Here is a 24,928-nt window from a genome sequence, read left to right on the forward strand (position 1 = left end):
GATCCCTTGCCGAACTCAGAAGTGAAACCGCTCAGCGCCGATGGTAGTGTGGGGCTTCCCCATGTGAGAGTAGGTCATCGTCAGGCTCTTAAATACAAAACGCCCTGTCAGGATAACCTGGCAGGGCGTTTTGCTATGCGCGTCAGGCGAGTAAACCCGCTCAGAAATCGAAGTTGCGTTGCAGGATGCCGAACTCTCCATCCTGGTCCATGTCATCCTCCCAAGCCGTCACGATACGATCATTTCCAGCCATGGCCGCGACGGGCTCGAACTGCTGCCCGGTGGCGTCACTGTTGACTGTAAAATCGCTGGTTTTTTCGCTGCCGTCGGCACGGAATGTGCGGGCATAGATTTGGAAATAGCCGTTGCCGTCGTTATCGTCTTCCCATAGCACGGTGAAATTGCCTTCCGGACCCATGGCGAGAGCTGGTGCCAACTGCTGACCGGAGGCTTTGCTGTTGGCGGTGAATTCAGGCAGCCATTCCTGGCCGTCGCTGAGGAAGCCCCGCGCGAGGATCTGATAATAACCATTGCCGTCCTTGTCATCCTGCCAGGCAACCACGAAGCGGCCACGATGATCCATGGCCAGCACCGGTTTTTCCTGGGTGCCGCTGACCACCTGATTGACCGTGGTCTCGGGGAAATGTTCACGTCCCCGGTCGGTGAAACCGCGAACGGCTATTTTGCTTTGCCCATCCCCGTCGGTGTCATGCTCCCAGGCTACGGTGAAATGTCCGTCATTACTCATGGCCAATGACGGGCGTTGATGGCGACCCGGGGTCGAGTTGACGTTGCGTTGTGTGAAGCGGGGCAGCCCATTGCGCAAGAAACTTTGCACATGGATGCCATCGCCTTTCTGCTCCCAGGCAATAGTAAAGCGCCCTTTGTCGTTCATGCCTACCGCCGGCCGGCGTTGTTGGCCGTCCAGCCAGTTCCAATAGTCGCCGGGTTTCCAGCGGCCATGGCCGCGTCCGCTATCGCCGGATGCCAGAATACCGGGGAGGAGGGCGGGGAAGCCCGGGCTCCCGTCGGCCCGGAATACGCGGTAATGAATGCGGCCGTGGCCGTCACCGTCCGCATCCATGACCCAGGCCACCACAAAATTGCCTTCGTCATCGGTAGCCACGGTGGGGCTTCGTTGCGGGACACTGTCCCAGGGAGAAACGGCCAGTTCGGGGAACAGGGCATTACCGTCCTCATCGAAACCACGCACGAAGACCTGGCTGTAACCATCGCCGTCTCGGTCTTCCTCCCAGGCGGTGATGGTAATGCCGTTGGCGGCGGCGGCAACGGACGGTGCCCGATGATCACCTCGAAGGGTTCGATGGGGGTGACGATCCTTGTACAGAGTATCGCCGGGGGTATAGCGGTACTCGGGGATAACCGTCATGTCGAAGTCGATAACATAGTCCATGCGATTATGTTGCTGATCGGAGGGTGCCGCGATCTTGTTGTAGTCATCAAAGAATTGCGCGTTTCCACCTGGGAAAATCCGAGGATTACCGTCTTCGACACTCAAGGTTTCCACCTCTATCCGATTGTCCGTGGGGTGGAACGTCAGCAGTCTCAGCCATCCATTGCCCAGGGCGGTGCCGTCACCCATGACCGGCTCGCTCTGAAAGTCGGTCAGTATCTCATGTACCACATTGCCGCCGTTGCCGGTTCGCTGACGGTAGGAGGTGCCGTGAATATGACCGCTGACCGTCATGAAAATGTTGCTGTGTCGCGCCACCAGCTCTTCCCATAGATCCACACCTTCGCGACCGGCGGTGTTATAGCGGTTGGCCCAGCCGGTGAGGTGCTCGCCGTTGTAATCCTGGTAGGCGTGGGTGGAGACGATGACACGATGACGGGGGTGGTCGGAGATCACTTGATTGGCCCAGGTCACTACATCCTTGCGCGGAAGAAACTCAAGATTCACCAGCAGGAATTGCAGGCCGCCGGCCTCCAGGAAGTGATAGGTGTTTTCGCCGCTGTCGCTGAAACTGCCGCCGAAGCCGGGTTTCTCCGCGAAGCGATCAGGACCGAAGTAACGGGTAAAGTAGGATTCCCTGGCATGGATATCATCGCTGGGGTAGAGGTCGTGGTTCCCGGACAGAGCGGTGTACCCGATTCCGGCCTGATCCAGAATGGTGTGGGCCTGATCCACCACTTGCCATTGTTCCTGGGTGTCGTGTTGGGTCATATCGCCGAGATGCAGCACGTACTGGATATTGCGATCGTAGGCGTGATCCACGATCCACTGGGTTTGATGGTTATAGACATCGTAACTGGCTTTCTCGGCGTAGTTTTGCGTATCTGGTAACAGCACGATCGAGAAAGAGCCCGTGGGGGAGGATAGGGTGTTGCGGTCCTGGGTGGCTGCCGTGACGGCATTGGTCGACAGGAGCAGCGAGCTGACCAGCAGCGGCATCCCGATCCGATAACGATAGGACATGATCCGTTCTCCATTGTTATTGCTGGAAAGAGAGAGGGGAGAGGCGCGCCGAGCATCCCGTTGGCGCGCAAGTCTCCGCCCCGGAGCCCGACGGTTCCAGGTAAAACGATAATGAGAAGCCCGGTACCCGACGGGCCTGATCAGCGTGGAAAAGTAATGTGTCAGGGCCGCGACATCAGCGGGCCTTGGGGGTGATGAAGATCACAGTCCGGGTGATGATCATAAAAGTGTTGCGATACCGGGAGCGGAAGGCTGAAGTGCGGGCGGGCTGGTGAGCCCGTGCCGCCTTGCGTCATCATCGGTTAAAGTAAGGCCACCCCGAACTCAGAGAGAGTCCTATGTCGTTGACCACTCCCGCGCTCCTCTTTCCCGCCATTTCGCTGCTATTGCTGGCCTACACCAACCGCTTCCTGGTTTTGGCGCAGTTGATTCGCAAGCTGGCGGATGAGGAAAAGACGCACCACGAGGAAGTCGCCACGCGTCAGATTGAGCTGCTGCACAGACGAGTCGTACTGACCCAGCGGATGCAGGTGGCCGGGGTGCTCAGCTTCCTGCTTTGCACTTTGTCCATGTTCGCGCTCTATCTGCATCAGGACATGCCCGGGGTGGTGTTGTTCGGAGCCAGCCTGATCAGTCTGTCACTGTCATTGATCTTTTCGCTTTGGGAAGTGCTGATCTCCACCAACGCGCTCAATGTGCAGTTGGAGACGCTGCGACGTCCCAAGCCCTGATCAGGAAAGAAGGGGGATGTCGGGCGGCAAATGAACCCAGAGCGCGCCAGTATGCACTTTTATTTGAAAATGGGTGTCCTCCAGGGGCTCGCCATCCAGATTCAGATACATTGCCTCCGGAGTGCGTATCTCCATGGATTCCAGGCGGGCGCGGACGAACAAGCCCTCCTGCTCACCGTTCCCATTGTTTTCATTGGCGCCATTATTTGAGCTGAACAGGCCGCGAAGGCCAGACATCAGATCCATCTGTGCAGGCAGGATGGCCACGTCCATCAAGCCATCGTTGATCACGGCGTCCGGACACAGTTTCTGCCCGCCTCCAGCCTGCCGTCCGTTACCGACCCCGAGAGCCATGAATTCGCCTTCCCATTCAAAGTCCTGGCCCTGGAAATGGCCTTGCGCGGCCCGGATTTCGGTGAAGCGGGTGAGGCCGGTGAGCAGGTAGGCCGCGCCACCCAGCATGGACTTCAACTCCTCCGAGGTTTCCGTGGTCACTTCGGTGCCGAAGCCACCGGTGGCCATATTGAGAAAGTAATGACCGTTGACCTCGAGCACATCGATGGCGGTCGCGGGTTGGTCAAGCAGCGCCAGGGCCTCCTCCGGTGGCACGGGAATGTTCGCGGCGGTGGCGAAGTCGTTGGCGGTCCCCAGCGGTAAAACGGCCAGATTGGCCCCGCCGCCGTTTTTCATCAGGGCATCAGTGATGTCGCGCACCGAGCCATCGCCGCCGCCGGCGATGATGGTGTCGTAGCCGGCTTTCAATGCTTCCTCTACATACCTTTCGGCGTCTCCGCCTTCCCAGGTGACCCGAACATCGAGTTGGTGCCCTTGCTCACGGCGGGCCATGACCGCCTGACGCACCTCATCATTGGTGGCTTGTTTACCGTGAAGGATCAAAACAGCTTTAGCGCTCACCATCGGCACTCCTTGCAATGGACAAAATCAGCCACCGGATTGGCGGATGGCCCGCTACCCATTCTATTCCAGATTGGTTTAGACGGAACCGTCGGTCTCATCATGATACTTGTATTCCCATAGGCTGAGACTATTGATCAAATCATTTCATCTTTCTTTTTATGTTTATGAGAATGGTTATCATATAAAAGTAATGATGGAGGTGTCCCATGGTGAAGACATTCAGCTTCGGCATTATGCATATCAGTGTGGCGTTTCTCGTGGTGTGGGCCATGACCGGTGACTGGCGCATTGGTGGCGCCACGGCGTTGGTGGAACCGTGTGTGAACACGGTGGCTTACCACTTCCACGAGAAGGTATGGAAACGTTGGCAGCGTCGCCGGGCTCCCCGGGAAGAGGAAAAGGCCGCTCTGGCTGCCTGATAGACCCTTTGTTTACTGGGTTCCGGGGCTTGGTTTAAGCTACGCCCCGGTAAACAAAAACAAAGGATAAGTTACTGTGTGGAATCAAGGGGATGACCTGGACGCCATCCGCCAGGTGGTTAATCAGGTGCTGGACGCTCATGCCGAGGATGAAGGGGGCCCCCGCTCGCCGGCGCGGGCGGAAGTTTTGATTCATTCCGTGCAGGTATTCGCTCAGCGCGGTGTCGAGCGTACCACGGTGCAACATCTGTTGAGTGCGGCGAATGTGTCACGGCGCACTTTCTATAAGTACTTCCGCAACAAGGTGGATGTGCTGGAGAATATCTACCGCATCTTCGTCGACAATATGCTGCTGCATTTCCATCATGAAATGCGCCAGGCCCGTTCCGTTCAGCAGATCATCCACAACACCACCAAGGTCTATTTCGACTACCACATCAGCATGGGGCCGGTGATCAAGCTGATGATGGAAGAGGCGCGCAGTTCCAATTCGGCATTGGCGCCGCATCGGGACCGGGCCCAGACCATTGCCGCCGAGGTGCTCACCGCTGAAATCAACCGGCTTACCGGCCGTGATTTTGACCCTTTGGTGATGCGGACCATGCTGTGGATTCTGGAAAGCTATTCGCTTTATGTCTTCGAGGGTGGGGAGTTCAGCGAGGAGCGGCTGCATCTTTGCCAGCGCACCATGATCGGGATCGCGGAATCGGTGATCCTGGGCCAGGAAGCCACTCCAGGGGCGCTGAAGCGGCAGTCCTGATCCGGGATCGGGCGGTTACAGGTACTTGATCTTTTCCAACTGGTCTTCCAGACGGGCAAGCTGGGAGCGGTAGTCGTCGAGTTTGGCTTTTTCCTTGGTGACCACGGCTTCCGGCGCCTTGTCGACAAAGGCCGGGTTTTTCAGCTTCCCTTCCGCGCGCCCTACCTCCTTGCGCAGCTTGTCCACTTCCTTGGTGAGGCGGTCGATTTCCGCGTCCTTGTCGATCAGTCCGGCCATGGGCACCAGGATTTCCATGTCGCCGACCAGGCTGGTGGCGGAGGCCGGCGCGGAATCGTCGGCGTTGAGCCAGCTGATGCTGTCCAACTTGGCCAGGCGGCAGAGGAAATTGTGGTTGGCTTGCAGGCGACGCTGGTCTTCGTCCTTGCCATTGTGCAAGTACACATCCAGGGTGCGGCTGGGAGGAATGCGCATTTCGCCGCGGATATTCCGGATCGCCGTGATCACCGCCTTGATCCACTCGATGTCTTGCTCCGCTTGTTCATCCACCTTGTCCTGCTCGGGGTGGGGATAGGGCTGCAGCATGATGGTGGTGTTCCCTATACCTGTATCCTCAGCAGGCGCTTTACTCGCATCCGTGGCGGGCATCTTGCCGGCCAGCGGTGCCACCTTCTGCCAGATTTCCTCGGTAATGAACGGCATGAACGGATGCGCCAGACGCAGAATCGCTTCCAGCACCCGCACCAGGGTGCGGCGGGTACCGCGCTTCTCCGCTTCCGAATAATCGTCGCTATAGAGCACCGGTTTGGACAACTCCAGATACCAATCGCAGTACTCGTTCCAGATGAATTCATAGGCGGCATGGGAGGCGACATCGAAGCGGAACTGATCCAGTGCCTCGGTCACTTCGCGCTCGGCCCGCTGCAACGCGGAGATGATCCAGCGGTCCGCCAGTGACAAGCTGACTTCACCCTCTTTCTCATTCACGCCGCAGTCCTGGCCCTCGGTGTTCATCATCACATAACGGGCGGCGTTCCAGATCTTGTTGCAGAAGTTACGGTAGCCTTCGATGCGGCCCATGTCCCACTTGATGTCACGGCCGGTGGAGGCCAGCGACAGGAAGGTGAAACGCAGCGCATCGGTGCCGTAGCTGTTGATGCCTTCGGGAAATTCCGCCCGGGTACGCTTGCTGATCTGCTTTTCCTTCTGAGGTTGCATCAGCCCGCGGGTGCGTTTCTCCACCAGGTTGTCCAGGTCGATGCCGTCGATCAAATCCAGCGGATCGAGCACATTGCCCTTGGACTTGGACATCTTCTGGCCCTCGGCATCCCGTACCAGGCCGTGCACGTACACCTTCTTGAAAGGCACTTCGCCAGTGAACTTCAGCGTCATCATGATCATCCGCGCGACCCAGAAGAAAATGATGTCGAAGCCGGTAACCAGCACGCTGCTGGGATGGAAGGTACGCAATTCCTCGGTCTGTTCCGGCCAGCCCAGGGTGGAGAAGGTCCACAGCGCGGAGCTGAACCAGGTGTCCAGCACATCCTCGTCCTGGCTGAGCGGGCGATCATCCAGATCATGGGCGGCGCGGACTTCCTCCTCGCTGCGTCCCACATAGACATTGCCGTCCTCGTCGTACCAGGCGGGAATGCGATGTCCCCACCACAGCTGCCGGGAAATGCACCAGTCCTGCAGGTCGCGCATCCAGGAAAAATACATGTTCTCGTAGTTCTTGGGCACGAACTGGATGTCGCCGTTTTCCACCGCTTCGATGGCCGGTTTGGCCAGGCTTTCCACCGCCACGAACCACTGATCGGTGAGGTAGGGCTCGATGACCACGCCGGAACGGTCGCCGCGCGGCACCTGCAAGGTGTGATCGTCGACCTTTTCCAGCAGACCCAGGGCGTCCAGATCATCCACCACCTTTCTGCGTGCCTCGTAGCGGTCCAGACCGCGATAGGCTTCCGGCACCTGGTCGTTGAGGTGGGCATCGATGGTGAGAATGTTGATCATCGGCAGGTCGTGCCGCTTGCCCATTTCATAGTCGTTGAAGTCGTGGGCCGGGGTGATCTTCACGCAGCCGGAGCCGAAGTCCGGATCCACGTAGTCGTCGGCGATGATTGGAATCTCGCGGTCGGCCAGCGGCAAGCGGATGGTCTGGCCAACCAGGTCCTTGTAGCGCGGATCCTCCGGGTGCACCGCCACGGCGGTATCGCCGAGCATGGTTTCCGGGCGGGTGGTGGCCACCACCAGATGGCCGGAGCCATCGGAGAGCGGATAGCGGAAGTGCCACAGATGACCCTGCTCTTCCTTGTTTTCCACTTCCAGATCGGAGATGGCGGTATGCAGGGCCGGGTCCCAGTTCACCAGACGTTTGCCCCGGTAGATCAGGCCTTCCTCATAGAGGCGCACGAACACTTCGCGCACTGCGTTGGACAGGCCCTCGTCCATGGTGAAGCGCTCACGGGTCCAGTCCACGCTGGCGCCCATGCGGCGCAATTGGCGGGTGATGGTGCCGCCGGACTCCGCCTTCCACTCCCAGATTTTCTCGATGAAAGCATCGCGGCCGAGATCGTGGCGGTTCTTGCCCTCGGCGGCCAGACGCCGTTCCACCACCATTTGAGTGGCGATGCCGGCGTGGTCGGAGCCCACCTGCCACAGCGTGTTGCGTCCCTGCATCCGGCGGAACCGGATCAGGGTGTCCATGATGGTGTCCTGGAACGCGTGGCCCATATGCAGACTGCCGGTCACATTGGGCGGCGGGATCATGATGGAATAGGCATCACCCTGGCCGGAAGGACGGAAATAGCCCGCATCCTCCCAGGTGTTGTACCAGGCCTGCTCGATACGATCGGGTTGGTAGGTCTTGTCCATGATCTCCGCTGTCTTTCATCGCAAAAACGAAAGGCGGATTATACCGGAACCGGGGCCTGCCGTCAGAGGTTGTGGGTTTTCAGTGGAAAGCCCCTTTCCCGATAGAAACGGAACCGCTCACGGCCGCCCTCGCGCTGCTGTGGGTCGCCGGTGATCATCTCGGCGGCCCGTTCAAAGCGGGTGACGAAATCCGGTACCGCCGCCGCCAGATTGATCAGCACGTCGTGGTGACTGCCCGGGTCGTCGCCAAAGCCCAGCACCACCGGTGCCGGGCTCTCACCGAGCAGGGAATGGGGCAGGAAGCCCGAAGCCGGCTGCGCCCAGAATTGTTGATCCAGCTCATGGGCATGGGCCTCGTCCTGGCAGTGGACGTAGATCCGGCGCCCCTGGCGCCAGGCCTTTTCCGCGATGCGCCAGGCGAGGGCGTCACGCACCCCCGTTCCGGCTTGCCCGGTGATGTAAAACAAAACCTCGGTCAATGTCTCAGCCCTTGCCGGCCAGATTGATCAGATAGCGGGTCAGCATCGGTACCGGCCGGCCGGTGGCGCCCTTGTCCTTGCCGCCGCTGATCCAGGCGGTTCCGGCGATGTCCAGGTGCGCCCAATTCACGTCCCGGGCAAAACGATGCAGGAAACAGGCCGCGGTGATCGAGCCGCCCTTCGGGCCGCCGATGTTCTGCATGTCGGCGAAGGGGCTGTCCAACTGGCTTTGGTAATCCTCCCACAGCGGCATCGGCCAGCCCCGGTCGCCGGTATCCTGGCCCGCTTCCAGCAGTGACTCGCGCAGCACATCGTCGTTGGCGTACACCGCTTGGGCGTGGCTGCCCAGAGCGATCACGCAGGCGCCGGTGAGCGTGGCGATGTCGATGACCGTATGCGGCTTATACTTCTGCTGCACATAGGTGAGGGCGTCGCACAGCACCAGGCGGCCTTCGGCGTCGGTGTTGAGGATTTCCACGGTTTGTCCGGACAGCGTTTTGACGATATCGCCGGGACGGGTGGCGCCGCCGTCGGGCATGTTTTCCGCCGCGGCCACCACGGCCACGAGATGGATCGGCAGGCCCAGCTCACAGACCGTTTTGACGGTACCGAAAACGCTCGCCGCGCCGCCCATGTCGTATTTCATTTCGTCCATGTTGGCACCCGGTTTAAGGGAGATGCCGCCGGTATCGAAGGTGATCCCCTTGCCAACCAGGGACACCGGCTTGCCGGTGGCGCCCTTGTACTCCATCACGATGAGGCACCCTTCCCGGGTGCTGCCCTTGGCCACCGCGTGGAAAGCCCCCATGCCCATCTTCTCCGCCTGGGCCTGAGTGACGATCTTCACCGTCAGCTTGTCGTATTCCTTGCCCAGGGCCTTGGCGCGCTCGGCCAGATACTCCGGATAGCAGTCGTTGGGAGGCATATTGCCCAGATCGCGTGCCAGAGCGGTGCCGGCGGCCACGGCCCGGCCTTGCTTGAGGGCCTGACGCAGGGCAGCATCGCGTTGCGCGTGCCAGAATGTCAGCTTGCGCAGGGCGGCGGCCTTGGCGGGTTTGCTGCGGTAGTCGTCGAACCGGTAGCTGGCTTCCTCCGCTACCCGGGCCCCTTCCCGCACCCGCCAGTCCAGCTCTCGGGCAACCTTGACGGTGTCCAGCATCAACACCGCTTGTTTCACCGGAGAAGCGAGCAATTGCTTGGTGGCGCCGGTGACCAGACGCTGCCAGGCCTGACCGTCGAGCTCGGTCTTGTCGCCGCAGCCCACCAGCAGCAAACGGCGGGCGGCGACGCCCGGCGGATTGTGCAACCAGCTGACCTGACCCTGTTTGCCGGAAAAATCCCCGGTTTTGATGAACGCCTGTACCGATGCGCGGGTCTCATCGGGCAGGGCTTCCGGCAGGGTGGAAGCGCTACCGAGTGGCAGAACCAGACAATCTGCTTTCAGTTTCGGCAGGGCCGAGTGGCTAATTGCGTACTCCATGCTCTCTCCTGAGTTACAATGCCGCACACTGCAAAGATGGAACAGGTGCGGGCGGGACCAACGTTGATACTACACCGCTACATAAATCGTCAGGTATTCGTGACCACGGTGCTGGTGACCTTCATTTTGGTGATGGTGCTGGTCAGTGGTCGCTTTATCAAGTATTTGGCAGAGGCCGCCGCCGGTCAGATCGCGGCGGACGCTCTGTTTCTGGTGATGGCGTTCCGGCTGCCGGAATTCCTGCAAATGATTCTGCCGTTGAGCTTGTACATCTCTCTGTTGCTAGTGCTGGGACGTATGCACATGGACAACGAGATGGTGGTATTGCAAGCCGGAGGCCAGGGACACGGCCGGATCATCCGCTCACTGGTGGTGCCGGTGCTGGTGGCGGTCAGCGTGGTGGCATTGTTTTCATTGTACGTCACGCCCCGGGGTGATGCCGAAGTAAACCGCATCTTCGAGGAACAAAAAGGCCGCTCGGTGCTGGAATTGCTGACACCGGGCCGGTTCCTGGTGCGCGGCTCGGATGGCAGCCAGCGGGCCACCTACGCGGAGAGTCTTAATCGCGAGGACGGTTATCTGGAGAACGTATTCGTCGCCGATGCCCGGTTTGATGATTCCCAGGCCGGGCGCGTACTCACCGTGTGGGCCCATACCGGACGGTTGGTGCAGGACGAGAACGGCATCAACTACCTGGAATTGCGCGACGGCTACCAATACCAGGGCAAGCCCGGCGAAGCGGATTATCAGGAAGTGGCGTTCGAGAAGGCCCGGGTCCGTATCGGCAGTGAAAACACCTCGAGCCGGCCGCCCAAGGTAAGAGGGCGCACCACCGGCGAACTGTTGGAGAGCCCTGGCGATAATCAGGCGGTGGCGGAGTTGCAATGGCGCTGGTCACTGGTATTGACGGTCCCGATCATGTGTCTGGCGGCGATCCCGCTGGCCAAGGTCAACCCGCGCCAGGGGCGTTTCCTGCGGATGATTCCGGCGGTGCTCGGATACATGCTGTACGTCGGTTTGTTGCTTACCATGCGCAGTTGGATGGCGGATTCCGGCGGTGAGCGGCCCTGGTATTACTCGATGATCTGGATTCATGCGCTGGCCGCGGTGGCGGTGTTCTTCCTCTATTACGGCGACCGGTTGTGGCGCCGCAGGAGGAACACATGAAACTGCTGAGAGGCTATTTCTGGCGGGCGGTACTGATTCCGTCCCTGGCCATTGTCGGCATTATCATTGCCCTGGACTGCCTGTTCAGTTTCGTCTACGAGCTGGAATTTCTGCGTGGCGGCTATCAGGCGCTGCAGGCGCTGCAGTTCGTGGTTACCACTGTGCCGCGCCGTTTCAACGAGTACCTGCCGCTGGCGATCCTGCTGGGGACCCTGATCGGTCTGGGGCTGATGGCCAATAACGGCGAGCTGGCGGTGATCCGTGCCGCGGGCATATCCACTTTGCGGATCGCCTGGATGGTGCTGCGGCCAGTGATCTTCCTGATGCTGCTGTCCGTGCCGGTGGGGGAGTACCTGGCCCCGTACTCGGAGCAGGTGGCGCAGAGCAATCGCTCGTTGCAGGAAGGCGGGGGTGAAACCATCCGCAGCAAATACGGCTATTGGCACCGGGAAGGGGATGAGTTCATCCACATTAACGCGGTGCAACCCAACGGGGTGCTGTACGGCCTGACCCGTTACCGCTTTGATGAAGAGCACAAGCTGGCGGAAAGCCTGTATGTGGAGCGGGCCATCTACCAGGGTGATTCCTGGGCCCTGGAAGGCGTGCAGGGTACCCGCTTTCAGGGGGAGCGCACCGAGACCTATCGTGAGGAACACGGCGTCTGGGAGACCAGCCTCAAACCGCAATTGCTCAGTATCGTGGTGCTGGACCCGGCGCGTCTGGGGATGGCCAAGCTGATAGAGTACGCTTCCTACCTGAAGCGGCAGGGACTGGAAACCGCCGACTATATGCTGTCGTTCTGGCAGAAGCTGCTGATGCCCGCCGCCACCATCGGCATGGTGCTGATCGCCATTTCCTTTGTCTTCGGCCCGTTGCGGGAAGTAACCATGGGGCTGCGGGTGGCGGCCGGGGTGGTGGCCGGCCTGATTTTCCACTATGGCCAGCAGTTTTTTGGCCACCTCTCCCTGGTGTTCCGCACCGAGCCGCTGCTCGCCGCCGGCCTGCCGCCGGTGCTTTGCCTGATACTGGGCGTCTGGTTGTTGTTGCGGGTGCGGTAGCCTCGATATCCAAGGCATAATGGCTGGCATTGTCCGGCGAGATTGGTATACTCGCCGGCCGATAGCCTGATGCAGGCTGTTGCCATCCCTTGCCAGAGTGGTGGAATTGGTAGACACGACGGATTCAAAATCCGTTGCCTTCGCGGGCGTGCCGGTTCAAGTCCGGCCTCTGGTACCAAATTGACGGCGTGATAGCGTCGGGGAAGCGCCGGGCCAAGCCCGGCGTTTTCGTTTCCGGGGGCTTTCCAGGAGACAGATCCGGCCCTGTGTGAAGCTTCTCCGGCCAGTAATAGAGCATCACCGCCAGGGTGTTGCGGTGCTCGCCGCGGGCGGGGTCGGTGCTGCCGTCGGTGGCCGGAATCATGTCCGCCTTGTCATCAAACTCCCGTTCCAGCGCCGCTTTGACCTTGCCGATGACCGGGTTGTCCGGCTCTTCCGCGAGCAGGAAACACAGCGCCATCTCGGTATACACATCCGGCTTGGTGCCTTGGATGACGTGGCCGGCCCGGTGCTCGAAATAATCGAAAATCCAGGCAAAGTCCTTGCGCGCCACGGCATGTTGGTAATAGCCGCTGGCGGCGATCACCAGATGGGTCATACCGTAGATTTTCTCCTGCAGATCCAGCCCTTGATGTGGCGTGTCGGGGGGATAGACGCTCCGGAAGGCTTGTTGGTAGGGCTCCCGCAGATCCTGCAACCCGAGCCGATAAAGGTAGTAGACCAGATTCGCGGTCTGCGCCGAGTACACCTTGATGACCTCGGGATCGAGCACGAAGGACTGGAAATCGAATTCCCTGAGATAGGCCAGGGCTCGGTCGGTGTCCTGAAACGGTGGTACGCCGGCAAGATGCAACTCCTCGAGCTGATTGACGCGGTACAGCAGTTGCTTGGCGAAGGGGAACTCCCCGCTACGGCGTAGCAAGGCCTTGCGCCGTTGGTATTTCGGGGTGTCGTCGCGGTAATCATCCACTATCTGATTGGCCAGGGCCTGTCGTTGGCTGGCGTAGGGGAGGGCCCGCATGGCCTTTTGCCAGCGCGGCAGTATGCCCAGGACCTCATCGCGAATTGGCGGCAGATAAGAGTCATCACCGGTCAGCCGGTACAGACGCAGCGCGTAGTGCCGTTGTTTGTCCGGTGGCAGGGAGGGCAGCACGGTCTCATAGTGACCCCGGATCTGCTCACCAAGGGACGGCGTGGAGGAGGGTGAAGCGGCGACGATGGTGTCAGTCAGGGGCGCTGACAGGGCAACCAGGAAGAGCAGGGCGTACAGGCGGAAGCCGGACATGGGACACCCTCCGGGTGGCACCCCGTTGACCGGGGTCATAGTGCCCTTTTACAGCCGCTCGGGGGCACCTCGCAACAACCATGATGACGGGCTGTGACGCCGGTCTGCGGTGGGACAGGAGGCCCCGGGTTTGCTAGAATAACGGCCGTTTTGGCCGGTCGCCGAGCCGACCGTGCCGCAGAGGATTTGCAAGGCCCGCGCCGAGCGGGCTTTTTTGTGACCATCATCCATGATGGTCACCCTACGGGCCGTCGCCGGAGCGACGTCAAAAATCGTTCCGGACGATTTGTTTGTGACCACCGTCCATGGTGGTCACCCTGTGGGCCGTCGCTGGGACGACGTCAAAAATCGCTCCCGGCGATTTATTTGTGACCACCAGCCGTGGCGGTCACCCTGTGGGCCGTCGCCCGGGTAACTCGTATGGAGCAGCGATGATCGAAGATGCCAGACCCGCGGGCCTGATCAAAAGGCTGATGGCGCTGGTCTATGATGGCTTTCTGGTGTTGGCGTTATGGTTCATAACCGCCGGGATTTTCGTCATCGTTTATAACCACACGGGGTTGCCGACCCAGGAGATCAACGGTGTCACCCGGGCTGATCCGGTGGTGCTGAAAGGCGTGCTGTTCCCCCTGCTGCTGGTGGAAACCTGGGCCTTCTATGCCTGGTTCTGGCTGCATGGTGGCCAGACTCTGGGGATGCGCGCCTGGCGGCTGCAAATTCGTGACTACCGTGGTGGTCCGGTGCGATTCTGGCAGACCCTGGCCCGGTTCGCCGCCGCCGGTGTGTCCTGGCTGATGCTGGGGGCTGGTTACCTGGTGGTGCTGGTGCACCCACACCAAACGTTGCATGACCGATTGTCCCTCACCGCCACGGTGGAAATGCCGAAAAACGGCAAAGAACGCTCCTGAACACATGTGAGCTGAATACGGGTGATACGTGCAAGTCGACGACTTTGATTTTGACTTACCGGACGAGCTGATCGCCCGCTATCCGCCAGCGCAAAGGCGCGATGCGCGCTTGTTGACGCTGACCGGTGCGGGGACGGGGCATGGCCGCTTTCCGGATCTGTCCGCCTGGCTGAAGCCTGGTGATCTGCTGGTGTTCAACGACACCCGGGTGATTCCGGCTCGTCTGTTTGGCCGCAAGCAAACCGGTGGACGGGTGGAAGTGTTGGTCGAGCGCCTGCTCGGTGGGCGCGAGGCGCTGGCCCATGTGCGGGCTTCCAAGTCGCCCAAGGCGGGTGGCTGGCTGGAATTCGATCAGGGTGTGGCGGCGGAGGTCCGCGGCCGGCGCGGAGAATTGTTCCACCTGGCGTTTACCGGTTGCGAGCAGGTGCTGGATGCGCTGGAACGCATTGGCCATGTGCCGTTGCCGCCTTACATTGACCGCCCGGATGAAGATACCGACTTGCAGCGCTATCAGACCGTATATGCCCGGGAGCCAGGCGCGGTGGCGGCGCCCACCGCCGGTTTGCATTTCGACGAGGCCTTCATCGAGCAGTTACGGGGCCAGGGCGTGGAAACAGGCTTCGTTACTCTGCATGTGGGGGCGGGCACGTTCCAGCCGGTGCGCGTGGACAAGGTGGAAGAGCACCACATGCACAGCGAGCGTTTCCGGATCAGCGAGGCGCTGGTGGAGCAGGTGCTGGCGACGCGGGCTCGTGGTGGCCGGGTGGTGGCGGTGGGAACCACCGCCTTGCGGGCCCTGGAAGCAGCCAGTGCCGACGGCGCGCTGAGCGCCGGGGAGTCGGAAACCGACATCTTCATCTATCCCGGCTATCGTTTTCGTCAGGTGGACGCCCTGGTCACCAACTTCCACCTGCCGCGTTCCACCCTGCTGATGCTGATCAGCGCCTTTGCCGGCCGGGAACGGGTGCTGGCGGCTTACCAGGAAGCGGTCCGTGAAGGCTACCGCTTCTTCAGTTACGGCGATGCCATGTTCATCGAACGGCAGCCCGATGTGTGAACATAAGGTTTTTTCATGTCCCGAATGAGCTTTGATCTGCTGACCACCGATGGCCCCGCGCGCCGGGGCCGTTTGACCTTTCCCCGTGGTGAGGTGGAGACACCGGCGTTCATGCCGGTGGGCACCTACGGTACGGTCAAGGCCATGTTGCCCCGGGATCTGGCCGACAGCGGCGCGCAGATCTGTCTGGGCAACACCTTTCACCTGATGTTGCGTCCCGGCACCGAGATCATCGAACGTCATGGCTCGCTGCATGGTTTCATGCAGTGGGACAAGCCAATTCTCACCGATTCCGGCGGTTTCCAGGTGTTCAGCCTGGGTGAGCTGCGCAAGATTTCCGAGCAGGGCGTGGTGTTCAAGAACCCGATCAACGGCGACCGGGTGGAACTGACGCCGGAAAGGGCCATGCAGGTACAGCGCTCTCTGGGCAGCGACATCTGTATGATCTTCGACGAATGCACTCCGTATCCGGCCACCGAGACCCAGGCCGCCGAGTCCATGCGGCTGTCTCTGCGCTGGGCGGGGCGCTCGAAAGCGGCCCATGTGGCAGATGAAGGGAACGATGCGGCCTGTTTCGGGATCGTACAGGGGGGCATGTACGACAATCTGCGCCGCGAATCCCTGGCCGGTCTGACGGATATTGGTTTTGACGGCTATGCCATTGGCGGTCTCAGCGTCGGTGAACCGCAGGAGGAGATGCGGCGTACCCTGGCCGGGATCACGCCGCATATGCCCGCTGACCGGCCCCGGTATCTGATGGGGGTGGGGCGGCCGGAGGACATTGTCGAAGGGGTGCGCCGCGGGGTGGATATGTTCGATTGCGTGATGCCCACCCGCAATGCGCGCAACGGTCATCTGTTTACCCGTGAAGGGGTGATCAAGATTCGTAATGCCCGCCACCGCGACGACCTGTCGCCGCTGGAGGAGGGCTGCGATTGCTACACCTGCCGCCAGTTTTCCCGCAGCTATCTGCATCACCTGGATCGCTGTGGTGAAATGCTCGGCGCGCAGCTGAACACCATCCACAATCTACGCTATTACCAACGGCTTATGGCTGGATTGCGGGGGGCCATTGAAGCGGGTACATTGAGCGCCTTTGTCGGTGACTTCTACGCGGCCATGGGCCGCGATGTGCCTGCTCTTTAACGCGAAAACGTGGAGAATTGAGATGAACTGGTTGATTTCGCCCGCTTATGCACAAGCCGCCGGAGGACCGGGCGGTGGCATTGAACTGATCATGCTGGTGGTGATGATCGCGGTGTTCTATTTCTTCCTGATCCGTCCGCAACAGAAGCGCGCCAAGGAACACCGCAATCTGGTGCAGAACCTGAACAAAGGTGACGAAGTGGTAACCGCTGGCGGTATTCTCGGCCGGGTGACCAAGGTCACCGACGAATTCGTCGTGGTGGAAATCAGCGATAATCTGGAAATCAAACTGCAAAAACAGAGTGTCCAGGCCACGCTGCCGAAGGGCACCATCAAATCCATATAAAAAGAGGTGTGTCCGGCCCGGTCGCTCCGGGCCGCCACCTCCCGGCAATACCGGAAGACGATTATGACCCGCTACCCGCGCTGGAAATTCTTCCTGCTCATGGCCGTGCTGTTTGTTTGCGGCCTTTATGCTCTTCCCAACCTGTTCCCCGATGCGCCGGCCGTGCAGATCAGCAGTGCCAAGGCCGGTGGCGTGGTGTCCGACAGTGCCAGCCAGCGCGTGCTGCGGCAATTGGATCAGGCGGGTCTGGAACATGGGCCTGGCGAACACATCGATGGTGGCTCCTGGCTGGTGCGCTTCAGCGATAATGACAGCCAGCTCCGTGCCCGCGAGCTTCTGGCCGGTTCCCTCGGTGATGACTATGTGGTGGCCCTGAACCTGGCGCCCACGACTCCGGGATGGCTGCGTGCCATCGGCGCTTCGCCGATGAATCTGGGCCTGGATTTGCGCGGTGGCGTGCATTTCCTGCTGCAGGTGGATATGGACGCGGTGGTGAACCAGCGTATGGAAGCCTGGGCCGGCCAGATCAAACTGGCGTTGAAAAACGAAGGTATTCGTTACCGCGACGTGCAGCAAGATGGCCAGCAATTGCGCGTGCAGTTCGCCAACTCCGAAGACGCCGATTCCGCCCGCACCCTGCTGCGCAACGCGCTGCCGGAATTCTCGTTGGACTCCGAGCCCGAGCAGCGCGTGCTGGTGTTCAACCTGAACCCGACCGCCCTCAAGGAAATGCAGGATTACGCGGTGGATCAGAACCGTACCGCGCTGAATAACCGGGTAAACGAACTGGGCGTGGCCGAGCCGGTGGTGCAACGGCAGGGGGCGGATCGCATCGTGGTGCAACTGCCCGGGGTACAGGACGCGGCCCAGGCCCGCCGTATTCTCGGCCGTACCGCCACCCTGGAGTTCCGGCTGGTTAATCAGGATTACCCGGCCAGCCGCGCCGCCACTGGCGTGGCCCCGCCGGGCACCGAGATTTTCCCCTTCCGCAGTCAGGGGGATCGTCCGGTGATTCTGGACCGCGCCAAGATCGCCACCGGCGACGAAGTGACCAATGCGCAGATGGGCTTCGATCCGCAAAACGGCACTCCGCAGGTGAACGTGTCCCTGGATTCCGCCGGTGCCCGCCGGATGCAGCGGGTGACGTCGCAGAACGTCGGCAATCCCATGGCGGTGCTGTTCATCGAAACCAAGACCGAGATGCGCTCGCGCACCAACGAAAACGGTGAGACTGAACAGGTGCCGGTGAGCACCACCGACCGTTACGTGATCAACGTGGCCACCATCCAGGACACTCTGGGCAGCCGCTTCCGGATTACCGGTCTGGACAGCCCGGCGGAAGCGTCCGAGCTGGCTCTGCTGCTGCGTGCCGGTTCCCTGGCTGCGCCGGTGACCATCATCGAGGAGCGCACCATCGGTCCCAGCCTGGGGGCGGAAAATATCGAGGCCGGCCTCAAATCCATGGCGCTGGGCATGGTTCTGGTTCTGGTGTTCATGCTGGTCTGGTACAAGGTGTTCGGTATCTTCGCCAATGTGGCGCTGGTCGGTAACCTGCTGATCATCGTCGGCATCATGTCGCTGATTCCCGGCGCCACTCTGACCCTGCCGGGCATCGCCGGTATCGTCCTGACGGTGGGCATGGCGGTGGATGCCAACGTGCTGATCTATGAACGTATCCGGGAAGAATTGAAAAAAGGCGTGCGGCCACGGCAGGCCATCGATGAAGGGTACGCCAAGGCGTTCAGCACCATTCTTGATGCCAACATCACCACCATGATCGTCGCGGTGATCCTGTTCTCCGCTGGCACCGGCTCGGTGCAGGGGTTCGCGGTGACTCTGTTTATCGGCATCCTCTCCTCCATGTTTACCGCCATCGTGGGCACCCGCGCCATGGTGGAAATGGTCTACGGCCGCGGCGCCCGTCCGCCGGCCAAACTGAGTATTTGAGGTGCTTATGAGTAACAAGGCTCCTTTCTCCATCAATTTCCTGGGCATCCGGCGGGTATTCGCGGCGCTGTCGATCATTCTGGTGATCGGATCCATCGGGCTGCTGGCGACCCAGGGGCTGAATCTGGGGATGGATTTCACCGGCGGCACCTCGGTGGTGGCCAAGGGCGAAAATGAAGTGATCATCGACGATGTGCGTTCCGCGCTGGAAGGCACCCCGTTCGAAGAGGCCACCGTGGTGCGTTACGGGTCGCCCCGGGATATCAGTATCCGGGTGCCCACCCTGAACGATATGCCCGCGGATCAGGTAGGGCCCCGGCTTACCGAGGTGGTGGAAAGCAAGCTGCCTGGGGTGAAGGTTCTGCAAGTGGAATTTGTCGGTCCGCAAGTGGGCGACGAACTGCGCGATGAATCCGGTCTCGCTCTGCTCATGGCGCTGGGCTTGATGCTGGTTTACGTGTGGTTCCGCTTCACCAACAAGTTCGGTGTCGCCACCGTGGTGGCCTTGCTTCATGACGTGATTATTGTTCTGGGCTTGTTCTCGCTGACGCGCTGGACCTTCGATCTGACGGTGCTGGCGGCGGTGCTGGCGTTGATCGGCTACTCGCTGAACGACTCCATCGTGGTGGCGGACCGGATCCGGGAGAACTTTCGCGACACCCGTGAAACCGATCCGGAAAAGATCATCAACGGCTCCCTCAATGAGACGCTGAGCCGGACCATCAACACTTCCTTCACCACGCTGCTGGTGTTGATTGCCCTGTTCTTCTTTGGCGGTGAAGTGATGCGCGCTTTCTCCGAAGCGCTGCTGGTGGGGATCGCGGTGGGCACCTACTCGTCCATTTACGTGGTCACCAACATGCTGTTCCTGATGAAAGTGGACAAACAGGACTTCATCATTCCGGAGAAGAAGGAAGTGGACGATATGCCCTGAGCGGGCATTGCCGGCGCCATATCGCCGGCACGGTCAAAAGGGGCCTTCGTGGCCCCTTTGTTGTGTTGGCGACGTATTCATAGGACTTGATCAGAAATCCTGCTTGGCCATCCAAGGAATAATGCGCTCGAAGGCCGCCTCGATCTGCTCCAGGGAGGTGGAGTAGCTGATCCGTATGGCATTGGAGCAGGACTCCCCGAAGGTGTCGCCGGCCACGGTGCAGACGCCGGTTTCGCGCAGCAATTTCAGCGCCACGTTGCCGCCATTGACGCCTTCCGGCAGTGACGGGAACAGATAGAAAGCGCCGTCGGGCCGGTAGCCGGTGAGGTGGGGCGTTCGCTCCACCAGTTCCACCAGGCGATCCCGCCGTCGCTGATATTCGGCGAGCATGTTATCGACGAAACCCCGATCCCCGGTCAAGGCCGCCACCCCCGCCCACTGGCAGGGTGTATTGGCCACGGTGGTGGTGAACATGTGATAGCGGCGCAGCTTCTTGATCGCGCCCTGACTGGCCATCAACCAACCGATGCGCATGCCCGCCATGCTGAACGTCTTGGAAAAGCTGGATACCACCATGACATGGTCGAGGTCGGCACAGCACGACAGTACGCTGGGGTATTCGCGCCCGTCGTAGACCAAGTGATCGTAGACCTCGTCGCTGATCACATAGACGCCACGGTAGGCCGCTTCCTGGACGATGGCCTCTACGGTTTCCCGGGGATAAAGCGTACCGGTGGGGTTGCTCGGGGAGTTGAGCACGATGGCGCAGGTGTTGTTGTCGATGGCGTCGATGACCGCTTCGGGGTCCAGCTGATGGTGTTGTTCGGCATGGGTGGGAATGGCTTTGACAACGCCGCCATTCATGCGGATCAGGGGGGCGTAAAGCATAAAGGCCGGTTCCGGCACGATGAATTCCCGGCCCGGGGCCGACGTGGCGGTAAGTGCCAGGTAAATGGCCTCGGTGGCACCGGTGGTGACCATGATGTTTTCCGGCACCAGCGGCCGTTGATAACGATTCCGATAGTAGTCCGCCAGGGCGTCCAGCAGTTCCGGCAGTCCGGCGTCCATGGTGTAACCGGTCTGCCCCGCCTGCAGCGCCTCCACCGCCGCCTGCACCACATGGTCCGGTGGTTTGAAATCCGGCTGTCCAATGGACAGGTGAATAACGTCGTCCATGGTGGCGGCCAGGTTCACCATGCGGCGGATTCCCGGCACCGGCATGGTGTGCAGCGCCGGATTCCAGATCGGGTCCTCTGATTCGTAGAAGTCGATGTCCAGTTCGCTCACGATGCCTCCTGTCGACGGTGCTTACCCATTGAGAGTGCCTCCGGTCAGTCGACCCCGGCCAGCGGCGGAAACCGTCGCCAGGGCCGTTGCTGTTCGAACTGATGCCCGGCGCGCAACACCAGGGCGTCATCGAAACGGCGGCCGACGACCTGCAGTCCCATCGGCAGTCCGGCGCGATCCAGGCCGAGAGGCAGTGACAGCGCCGGTTGGCCGGTGAGGTTGAAGGGATAGGTGAACGGCGTCCAGGTGGGCCAGCGGGTGCTGGGCCAGTCCACGGGTACTTCCCGGGCGGTGTCGAAGGCGGTGATCGGCAACGTGGGTGTTACCAGAAGATCGTACTTCTCGTGGAACAGAGCCATGCGCTCCGACAGCGCCAGCCGTTCGTTCACCGCGCCCAGATAGTCCAGCATCGACAGCCGCTCCGCCTTGCTGACCACTTCCATCAGGGCCGGGTCCATCAGTGAGCGTTGACGCGCGCCAAGCTCCCGGCAGGCGTTGGCCGCGCCGCCGTAGAACAGGTGGCCGAAGGCGGCCAGCGGACTGCGAAAGCCCGGGTCGGCTTCCACCACTTCGGCGCCCAGATCCCGTAACACCGCCACCGCTTCGTCACAGGCCTGTTCAATGTCGGCGGCCACGTCCACGTAGCCCAGATTGCGGCTGTAGGCGATACGCAGTCCTTTGAGGTCGCCGTCCAGGGCGGCCAGGTAATCCTGTGGACGGCGCGGCGCGGCCTGGGCGTCGCGCGGATCCGCCTCGCTCAGCACCTGCATCATCAATGCGCAGTCCGCCACCGTGCGTGTCATCGGCCCGGCGTGGGCCAGCGTGCCGAACGGACTGGCAGGCCAGTGCGGTACTTCGCCGAAGGTGGGTTTGTGCCCGACGATGCCGCAGAAGGCGGCGGGAATACGAATGGAACCGCCTGCGTCGGTGCCCAGGGCCAGCGGCGCCATGCCAGCGGCCACCGCCGCCGCCGACCCGCCACTGGAGCCGCCGGCGGTTTTGGCCGGGTCCCAGGGGTTGTTGGTGGCCCCGCACATGGGACTGTCGGTAACCCCTTTCCAGCCAAACTCCGGCGTCGTGGTCTTGCCCAGTGGTACATAGCCGTGGCGTTCCAGAGCGGCCACCGCCGGGGCGCGCTTGCCCAGTGTCTTGGCGGGATCAACCGTGCGGGAACCTTTCAGGGTGGGCCACATCGGTGTGAGGAAGACATCCTTGATCGCCACCGGGATGCCGTCCAGCAACCCCTGGCTATCATCGCGCAGATAGCGCTGCTCGGCCTCACGGGCCGAGGCCAGGGTGGTCTCACGATCAATCAGGCACCAGGCATTCAATGCCGGGTCCTGTCGCTCGATCTGATCGAGCAGGGTCTCGGTCACCTCCACCGGGGAAAGCGTCCGGCTTTGGTAGGCTTGCCGCAGTGCCCGCGCGCTCAGGGCGCGTATATCCTCGCTCATGGATGGCCTCCTCCGCTGGTGGCGGTGCCGGCACGGGGGTGGAGGAACGGCAGGAGGAGAGGTCAGCGTTGACCGTAACCTCGCTGAGTATCCACCGGATTGCGCAGGGGCTGCCCCCGGCGCCAGCGCTCAAAGTTGTCCACGAACTGGTGGCCCAGGGCGGCGCGCCAGCCTTTGGCGTCGCCCGCCATATGGGCGGAAATCATCACATTGGGATAGTCCCAGAGCGGGTGATCGGCGGGCAGCGGCTCCTGCTCGAATACATCCAGGGCGGCGCCGCCGAGGTGGCCGTCATCCAGAGCGGTGAGCAGGGCGCGGGTGTCCACAATGGCACCGCGGCCCACGTTGACCAATACCGCGCCGGGTTTCATCCGCGCGAAAGTGTCGGTATTGAAGAGTCCTTCGGTCTGGCGGGTCAGCGGCGCGGTGATGATCACATAGTCGGCGTCGCCGAGCAGAGCCGGCAGATCCTCCTGGGCATGGACCCGGGCGAAGGCCGCGTCGTGCTGCCGCGCCCGACGCGCGGTGCCGATCACGTCCATGCCGAGGGCGCCAAGCAGCGTCGCCACTTCCCGGCCGATGGAACCGGCGCCGACCACCAGCGCGCTTTGGTCCCGCAGCATATGGGTTTCCCGGTGTCGCCACTGCCGTTGCCGTTGATAGCGCAGATTGCCCAGAGCGTCCTTGGCGAACAGCAACAGGGCGCCCAGCACGTATTCGGCGATACCGCGATCGAAGATGCCGGCGGCATTGGTGACCGGAATATCGCTGTCCCGCAAGGGTGGAATCATCAGTGCGTCGACGCCGGCGCTGGTGGCATGCACCCAACGAATCGGACAGGGGGAGGGCCAGGCCCGTTCCAGCGCGTCGACGCGAAAGTCGGTGACCACCAGCACATCGGTTTCCGCCAGCCGGGGCGCCAGACCATCGACGCCACGGTGCTGGTGGATCCGGGCCAGGCCTTCCAGGCTTTCCAGGCCGGGCAGATCAGGCTCGTCCTCGGCCAGCAATACGGTAACGCGCGGCAACGTCATGCACTGCTCTCCAGAGCGTCTTCGAAGGTATCCACCGCCAGATCGATTTCCTGGCGGCTCGCCGTCAGAGGGGGTAACCAGCGCACCACCTGACCATGGGTGCCGCAGCGCAGCAGCAGCAGGCCGGCCTGTTCGCACCGGGACAACAGTGTTTGGGCGCGTTCGCCGTCGGGCTGGCCGGGGGCGCGGACCATCTCGACGCCCAGCATCAGGCCCTTGCCGCGCACCTCGTCGATGTCGTCGTGTTTTCGAGCCAGTGCCTCCAGGCGTTCACGCAGATAGCGGCCGTGCTCGGCGGCCTGGTTGACCAGGTCCTCTTCCTCGATCACCTCCAGGGTGGCGAGAGCGGCGGCGCAGGACACCGCGTTGGCTCCGTAGGTGCCGCCCTGGGAGCCGGGGTGTCCCTGGGCCATCAAGCCCTTGGCGGCGGCCACGGCGGACAATGGATAACCGCTGGCCAGTCCCTTGGCGGTGACCACCATGTCCGGTTGGATGCGGGCATGCTCGTGGCTCCAGAAGCGGCCGGTACGGCCGTAACCGGCCTGAATCTCATCGGCGATCAGCAGGATGCCATGGCGGTCGCAGCGCTCGCGCAGACCGGCCAGGAACGAGGCCGGTGCCGGGTAGTAACCGAACTCTCCCTGTACTGGTTCGATGATCAGCGCGGCGGTATCGTGCGGCGAACTCTGGGTCAACAGCAGTTCGTCGAGCTGACGCAGACAAAAGGCGCTGGTGGCTTCTTCATCCCAACCGTACAAGTAGGTGTGCGGGAACGGCGCGAAGAACACTCCTGCCATCATCGGCCCCCACCCGCTGCGCACCTTGGTGGTGGAACTGGTCAGCGAGGCCGCCGCCAGGGTGCGACCGTGAAAGCCGCCCTGGAAAGCGATCAGGTTGGGGCGGCCGGTGGCGTGCCGCGCCAGCCGGATGGCGGTCTCCACCGCTTCACTGCCGGAGTTGGAGAAGGCCACGGCGTCGAGGCCGGCGGGCAGATGCTCGCTGAGCCGGTCGCTGAGCCGCAGCATATTGGGGTGGGTGACAGTGGTGTACTGAGCGTGGACCAGCCGGGCCACTTGTTGTTGGGCGGCGGCCACCACCTTGGGGTGACAATGGCCGGTGGCGGTGACGCCGATGCCGGACGTGAAATCCAGCCAGCGATGCCCCTCGGCATCGAACAACCAGCTTCCTTCACCGCGCTCCGCGCAGATGCCGCTGGATTGCACCAGCAATGGAGACAGATGATGCATCG

The 24,928-nt window shown here is 61.6% G+C and carries 20 protein-coding genes, 1 tRNA gene, 1 rRNA gene and 1 pseudogene; 13 read left to right on the forward strand and 10 right to left on the reverse strand.

Going from position 1 to position 24,928, the window contains the following annotated elements; translation table 11 throughout:
• Positions 1 to 86, forward strand: a 5S ribosomal RNA gene (gene rrf / locus CRO06_RS16385); the annotation flags it as partial.
• 74 nt (positions 87 to 160) lie between these two features.
• Here rrf and CRO06_RS16390 read toward each other — a convergent pair.
• On the reverse strand, positions 161 to 2,437 hold the full coding sequence (locus CRO06_RS16390; RefSeq protein WP_063140677.1) for a metallophosphoesterase family protein: 2,277 nt from the start codon (positions 2,435 to 2,437) through the stop codon (positions 161 to 163).
• A gap of 338 nt (positions 2,438 to 2,775) precedes the next feature.
• Here CRO06_RS16390 and CRO06_RS16395 point away from each other — a divergent pair, with 338 nt between their 5' ends.
• Positions 2,776 to 3,168 (forward strand): DUF2721 domain-containing protein, encoded by a 393-nt coding sequence (locus CRO06_RS16395; RefSeq protein WP_080531517.1) that lies wholly within the window; start codon positions 2,776 to 2,778, stop codon positions 3,166 to 3,168.
• Here the strand turns inward: CRO06_RS16395 and yegS are convergent, their stop codons facing one another.
• On the reverse strand, positions 3,169 to 4,086 hold the full coding sequence (yegS, locus tag CRO06_RS16400) for a lipid kinase YegS (protein ID WP_097058894.1): 918 nt from the start codon (positions 4,084 to 4,086) through the stop codon (positions 3,169 to 3,171).
• Positions 4,087 to 4,292: 206 nt separating this feature from the next.
• Here yegS and CRO06_RS16405 point away from each other — a divergent pair, with 206 nt between their 5' ends.
• Together CRO06_RS16405 and CRO06_RS16410 are read left to right on the forward strand one after the other, a co-directional pair.
• Positions 4,293 to 4,505, forward strand: a complete 213-nt coding sequence (locus CRO06_RS16405; protein ID WP_022997524.1) for a DUF2061 domain-containing protein — start codon at positions 4,293 to 4,295, stop codon at positions 4,503 to 4,505.
• A 76-nt stretch (positions 4,506 to 4,581) separates the two neighbouring features.
• Positions 4,582 to 5,265, forward strand: a complete 684-nt coding sequence (locus CRO06_RS16410) for a TetR/AcrR family transcriptional regulator (RefSeq protein WP_097058895.1) — start codon at positions 4,582 to 4,584, stop codon at positions 5,263 to 5,265.
• Between the two features lie 15 nt (positions 5,266 to 5,280).
• Here CRO06_RS16410 and CRO06_RS16415 read toward each other — a convergent pair whose 3' ends face one another.
• The 3 genes from CRO06_RS16415 to CRO06_RS16425 form a co-directional block, all read right to left on the reverse strand.
• Complete coding sequence (locus CRO06_RS16415) at positions 5,281 to 8,097, reverse strand: valine--tRNA ligase (protein ID WP_022997526.1); 2,817 nt, start codon at positions 8,095 to 8,097, stop codon at positions 5,281 to 5,283.
• Positions 8,098 to 8,159: 62 nt separating this feature from the next.
• Positions 8,160 to 8,576 (reverse strand): DNA polymerase III subunit chi, encoded by a 417-nt coding sequence (locus CRO06_RS16420; protein WP_097058896.1) that lies wholly within the window; start codon positions 8,574 to 8,576, stop codon positions 8,160 to 8,162.
• A 4-nt stretch (positions 8,577 to 8,580) separates the two neighbouring features.
• Positions 8,581 to 10,056, reverse strand: coding sequence for a leucyl aminopeptidase (locus CRO06_RS16425; protein WP_022997528.1), 1,476 nt, complete (start codon positions 10,054 to 10,056; stop codon positions 8,581 to 8,583).
• Positions 10,057 to 10,074: 18 nt separating this feature from the next.
• Between CRO06_RS16425 and lptF the strand changes: the two genes are divergently transcribed.
• From lptF to CRO06_RS16440, 3 genes are all read left to right on the forward strand, one after another.
• Positions 10,075 to 11,223, forward strand: coding sequence for an LPS export ABC transporter permease LptF (gene lptF, locus CRO06_RS16430; protein ID WP_231504749.1), 1,149 nt, complete (start codon positions 10,075 to 10,077; stop codon positions 11,221 to 11,223).
• The gene (gene lptG / locus CRO06_RS16435; RefSeq protein WP_022997530.1) at positions 11,220 to 12,281 is read left to right on the forward strand and encodes an LPS export ABC transporter permease LptG; all 1,062 of its coding nucleotides are present in this window, start codon (positions 11,220 to 11,222) and stop codon (positions 12,279 to 12,281) included. The genes lptF and lptG overlap by 4 nt, the downstream gene beginning before the upstream one ends.
• A gap of 91 nt (positions 12,282 to 12,372) precedes the next feature.
• Positions 12,373 to 12,459: transfer RNA gene (locus tag CRO06_RS16440), tRNA-Leu, on the forward strand.
• Positions 12,460 to 12,585: 126 nt separating this feature from the next.
• Here the strand turns inward: CRO06_RS16440 and CRO06_RS20405 are convergent.
• Positions 12,586 to 13,605, reverse strand: a pseudogene (locus CRO06_RS20405) (DUF3541 domain-containing protein); the annotation flags it as partial.
• A 392-nt stretch (positions 13,606 to 13,997) separates the two neighbouring features.
• Here CRO06_RS20405 and CRO06_RS16450 point away from each other — a divergent pair.
• From CRO06_RS16450 to secF, 6 genes are all read left to right on the forward strand, one after another.
• Positions 13,998 to 14,474, forward strand: a complete 477-nt coding sequence (locus tag CRO06_RS16450; protein ID WP_022996346.1) for an RDD family protein — start codon at positions 13,998 to 14,000, stop codon at positions 14,472 to 14,474.
• A gap of 28 nt (positions 14,475 to 14,502) precedes the next feature.
• Positions 14,503 to 15,531 carry a tRNA preQ1(34) S-adenosylmethionine ribosyltransferase-isomerase QueA gene (queA, locus tag CRO06_RS16455; protein WP_022996345.1) on the forward strand — a complete coding sequence of 343 codons (1,029 nt, stop codon included), beginning with the start codon at positions 14,503 to 14,505 and terminating at the stop codon, positions 15,529 to 15,531.
• Between the two features lie 24 nt (positions 15,532 to 15,555).
• The gene (tgt, locus tag CRO06_RS16460; RefSeq protein WP_022996344.1) at positions 15,556 to 16,677 is read left to right on the forward strand and encodes a tRNA guanosine(34) transglycosylase Tgt; all 1,122 of its coding nucleotides are present in this window, start codon (positions 15,556 to 15,558) and stop codon (positions 16,675 to 16,677) included.
• A 22-nt stretch (positions 16,678 to 16,699) separates the two neighbouring features.
• Positions 16,700 to 17,023 carry a preprotein translocase subunit YajC gene (gene yajC, locus CRO06_RS16465; RefSeq protein WP_014995999.1) on the forward strand — a complete coding sequence of 108 codons (324 nt, stop codon included), beginning with the start codon at positions 16,700 to 16,702 and terminating at the stop codon, positions 17,021 to 17,023.
• Between the two features lie 63 nt (positions 17,024 to 17,086).
• Positions 17,087 to 18,970: a protein translocase subunit SecD gene (gene secD / locus CRO06_RS16470; RefSeq protein WP_022996343.1), complete on the forward strand. Its 1,884-nt coding sequence runs from the start codon at positions 17,087 to 17,089 to the stop codon at positions 18,968 to 18,970.
• A 7-nt stretch (positions 18,971 to 18,977) separates the two neighbouring features.
• Positions 18,978 to 19,904 (forward strand): protein translocase subunit SecF, encoded by a 927-nt coding sequence (gene secF, locus CRO06_RS16475; RefSeq protein WP_022996342.1) that lies wholly within the window; start codon positions 18,978 to 18,980, stop codon positions 19,902 to 19,904.
• Positions 19,905 to 19,994: 90 nt separating this feature from the next.
• Here secF and CRO06_RS16480 read toward each other — a convergent pair whose 3' ends face one another.
• The 4 genes from CRO06_RS16480 to CRO06_RS16495 all read right to left on the reverse strand — a co-directional run bounded on the left by CRO06_RS16480 (position 19,995) and on the right by CRO06_RS16495 (position 24,926).
• On the reverse strand, positions 19,995 to 21,191 hold the full coding sequence (locus tag CRO06_RS16480) for a pyridoxal phosphate-dependent aminotransferase (RefSeq protein WP_022996341.1): 1,197 nt from the start codon (positions 21,189 to 21,191) through the stop codon (positions 19,995 to 19,997).
• Positions 21,192 to 21,235: 44 nt separating this feature from the next.
• The gene (locus CRO06_RS16485) at positions 21,236 to 22,645 is read right to left on the reverse strand and encodes an amidase (RefSeq protein ID WP_097058897.1); all 1,410 of its coding nucleotides are present in this window, start codon (positions 22,643 to 22,645) and stop codon (positions 21,236 to 21,238) included.
• A 62-nt stretch (positions 22,646 to 22,707) separates the two neighbouring features.
• The gene (locus CRO06_RS16490; protein ID WP_097058898.1) at positions 22,708 to 23,679 is read right to left on the reverse strand and encodes a D-2-hydroxyacid dehydrogenase; all 972 of its coding nucleotides are present in this window, start codon (positions 23,677 to 23,679) and stop codon (positions 22,708 to 22,710) included.
• Positions 23,676 to 24,926 (reverse strand): aspartate aminotransferase family protein, encoded by a 1,251-nt coding sequence (locus CRO06_RS16495; RefSeq protein ID WP_097058899.1) that lies wholly within the window; start codon positions 24,924 to 24,926, stop codon positions 23,676 to 23,678. The genes CRO06_RS16490 and CRO06_RS16495 overlap by 4 nt, the downstream gene beginning before the upstream one ends.
• Between the last annotated feature and the right edge of the window lie 2 nt (positions 24,927 to 24,928).

Origin of the sequence: Alloalcanivorax xenomutans, from assembly GCF_900217905.1 — a bacterium.
GTDB lineage: Bacteria > Pseudomonadota > Gammaproteobacteria > Pseudomonadales > Alcanivoracaceae > Alloalcanivorax > Alloalcanivorax xenomutans.

Bases quoted from the DNA above. Each gene is read 5' to 3' on its own strand.
- CRO06_RS16390 (WP_063140677.1), bottom strand. From the start codon at position 2,437: ATGTCCTATCGTTATCGGATCGGGATGCCGCTGCTGGTCAGCTCGCTG.
- tgt (WP_022996344.1), top strand. From the start codon at position 15,556: ATGAGCTTTGATCTGCTGACCACCGATGGCCCCGCGCGCCGGGGCCGT.
- yegS (WP_097058894.1), bottom strand. From the start codon at position 4,086: ATGGTGAGCGCTAAAGCTGTTTTGATCCTTCACGGTAAACAAGCCACC.
- CRO06_RS16405 (WP_022997524.1), top strand. From the start codon at position 4,293: ATGGTGAAGACATTCAGCTTCGGCATTATGCATATCAGTGTGGCGTTT.
- CRO06_RS16425 (WP_022997528.1), bottom strand. From the start codon at position 10,056: ATGGAGTACGCAATTAGCCACTCGGCCCTGCCGAAACTGAAAGCAGAT.
- lptG (WP_022997530.1), top strand. From the start codon at position 11,220: ATGAAACTGCTGAGAGGCTATTTCTGGCGGGCGGTACTGATTCCGTCC.
- CRO06_RS16485 (WP_097058897.1), bottom strand. From the start codon at position 22,645: ATGAGCGAGGATATACGCGCCCTGAGCGCGCGGGCACTGCGGCAAGCC.
- yajC (WP_014995999.1), top strand. From the start codon at position 16,700: ATGAACTGGTTGATTTCGCCCGCTTATGCACAAGCCGCCGGAGGACCG.
- CRO06_RS16395 (WP_080531517.1), top strand. From the start codon at position 2,776: ATGTCGTTGACCACTCCCGCGCTCCTCTTTCCCGCCATTTCGCTGCTA.
- CRO06_RS16450 (WP_022996346.1), top strand. From the start codon at position 13,998: ATGATCGAAGATGCCAGACCCGCGGGCCTGATCAAAAGGCTGATGGCG.
- secF (WP_022996342.1), top strand. From the start codon at position 18,978: ATGAGTAACAAGGCTCCTTTCTCCATCAATTTCCTGGGCATCCGGCGG.
- CRO06_RS16490 (WP_097058898.1), bottom strand. From the start codon at position 23,679: ATGACGTTGCCGCGCGTTACCGTATTGCTGGCCGAGGACGAGCCTGAT.
- lptF (WP_231504749.1), top strand. From the start codon at position 10,075: ATGCCGCACACTGCAAAGATGGAACAGGTGCGGGCGGGACCAACGTTG.
- CRO06_RS16495 (WP_097058899.1), bottom strand. From the start codon at position 24,926: ATGCATCATCTGTCTCCATTGCTGGTGCAATCCAGCGGCATCTGCGCG.
- secD (WP_022996343.1), top strand. From the start codon at position 17,087: ATGACCCGCTACCCGCGCTGGAAATTCTTCCTGCTCATGGCCGTGCTG.
- CRO06_RS16415 (WP_022997526.1), bottom strand. From the start codon at position 8,097: ATGGACAAGACCTACCAACCCGATCGTATCGAGCAGGCCTGGTACAAC.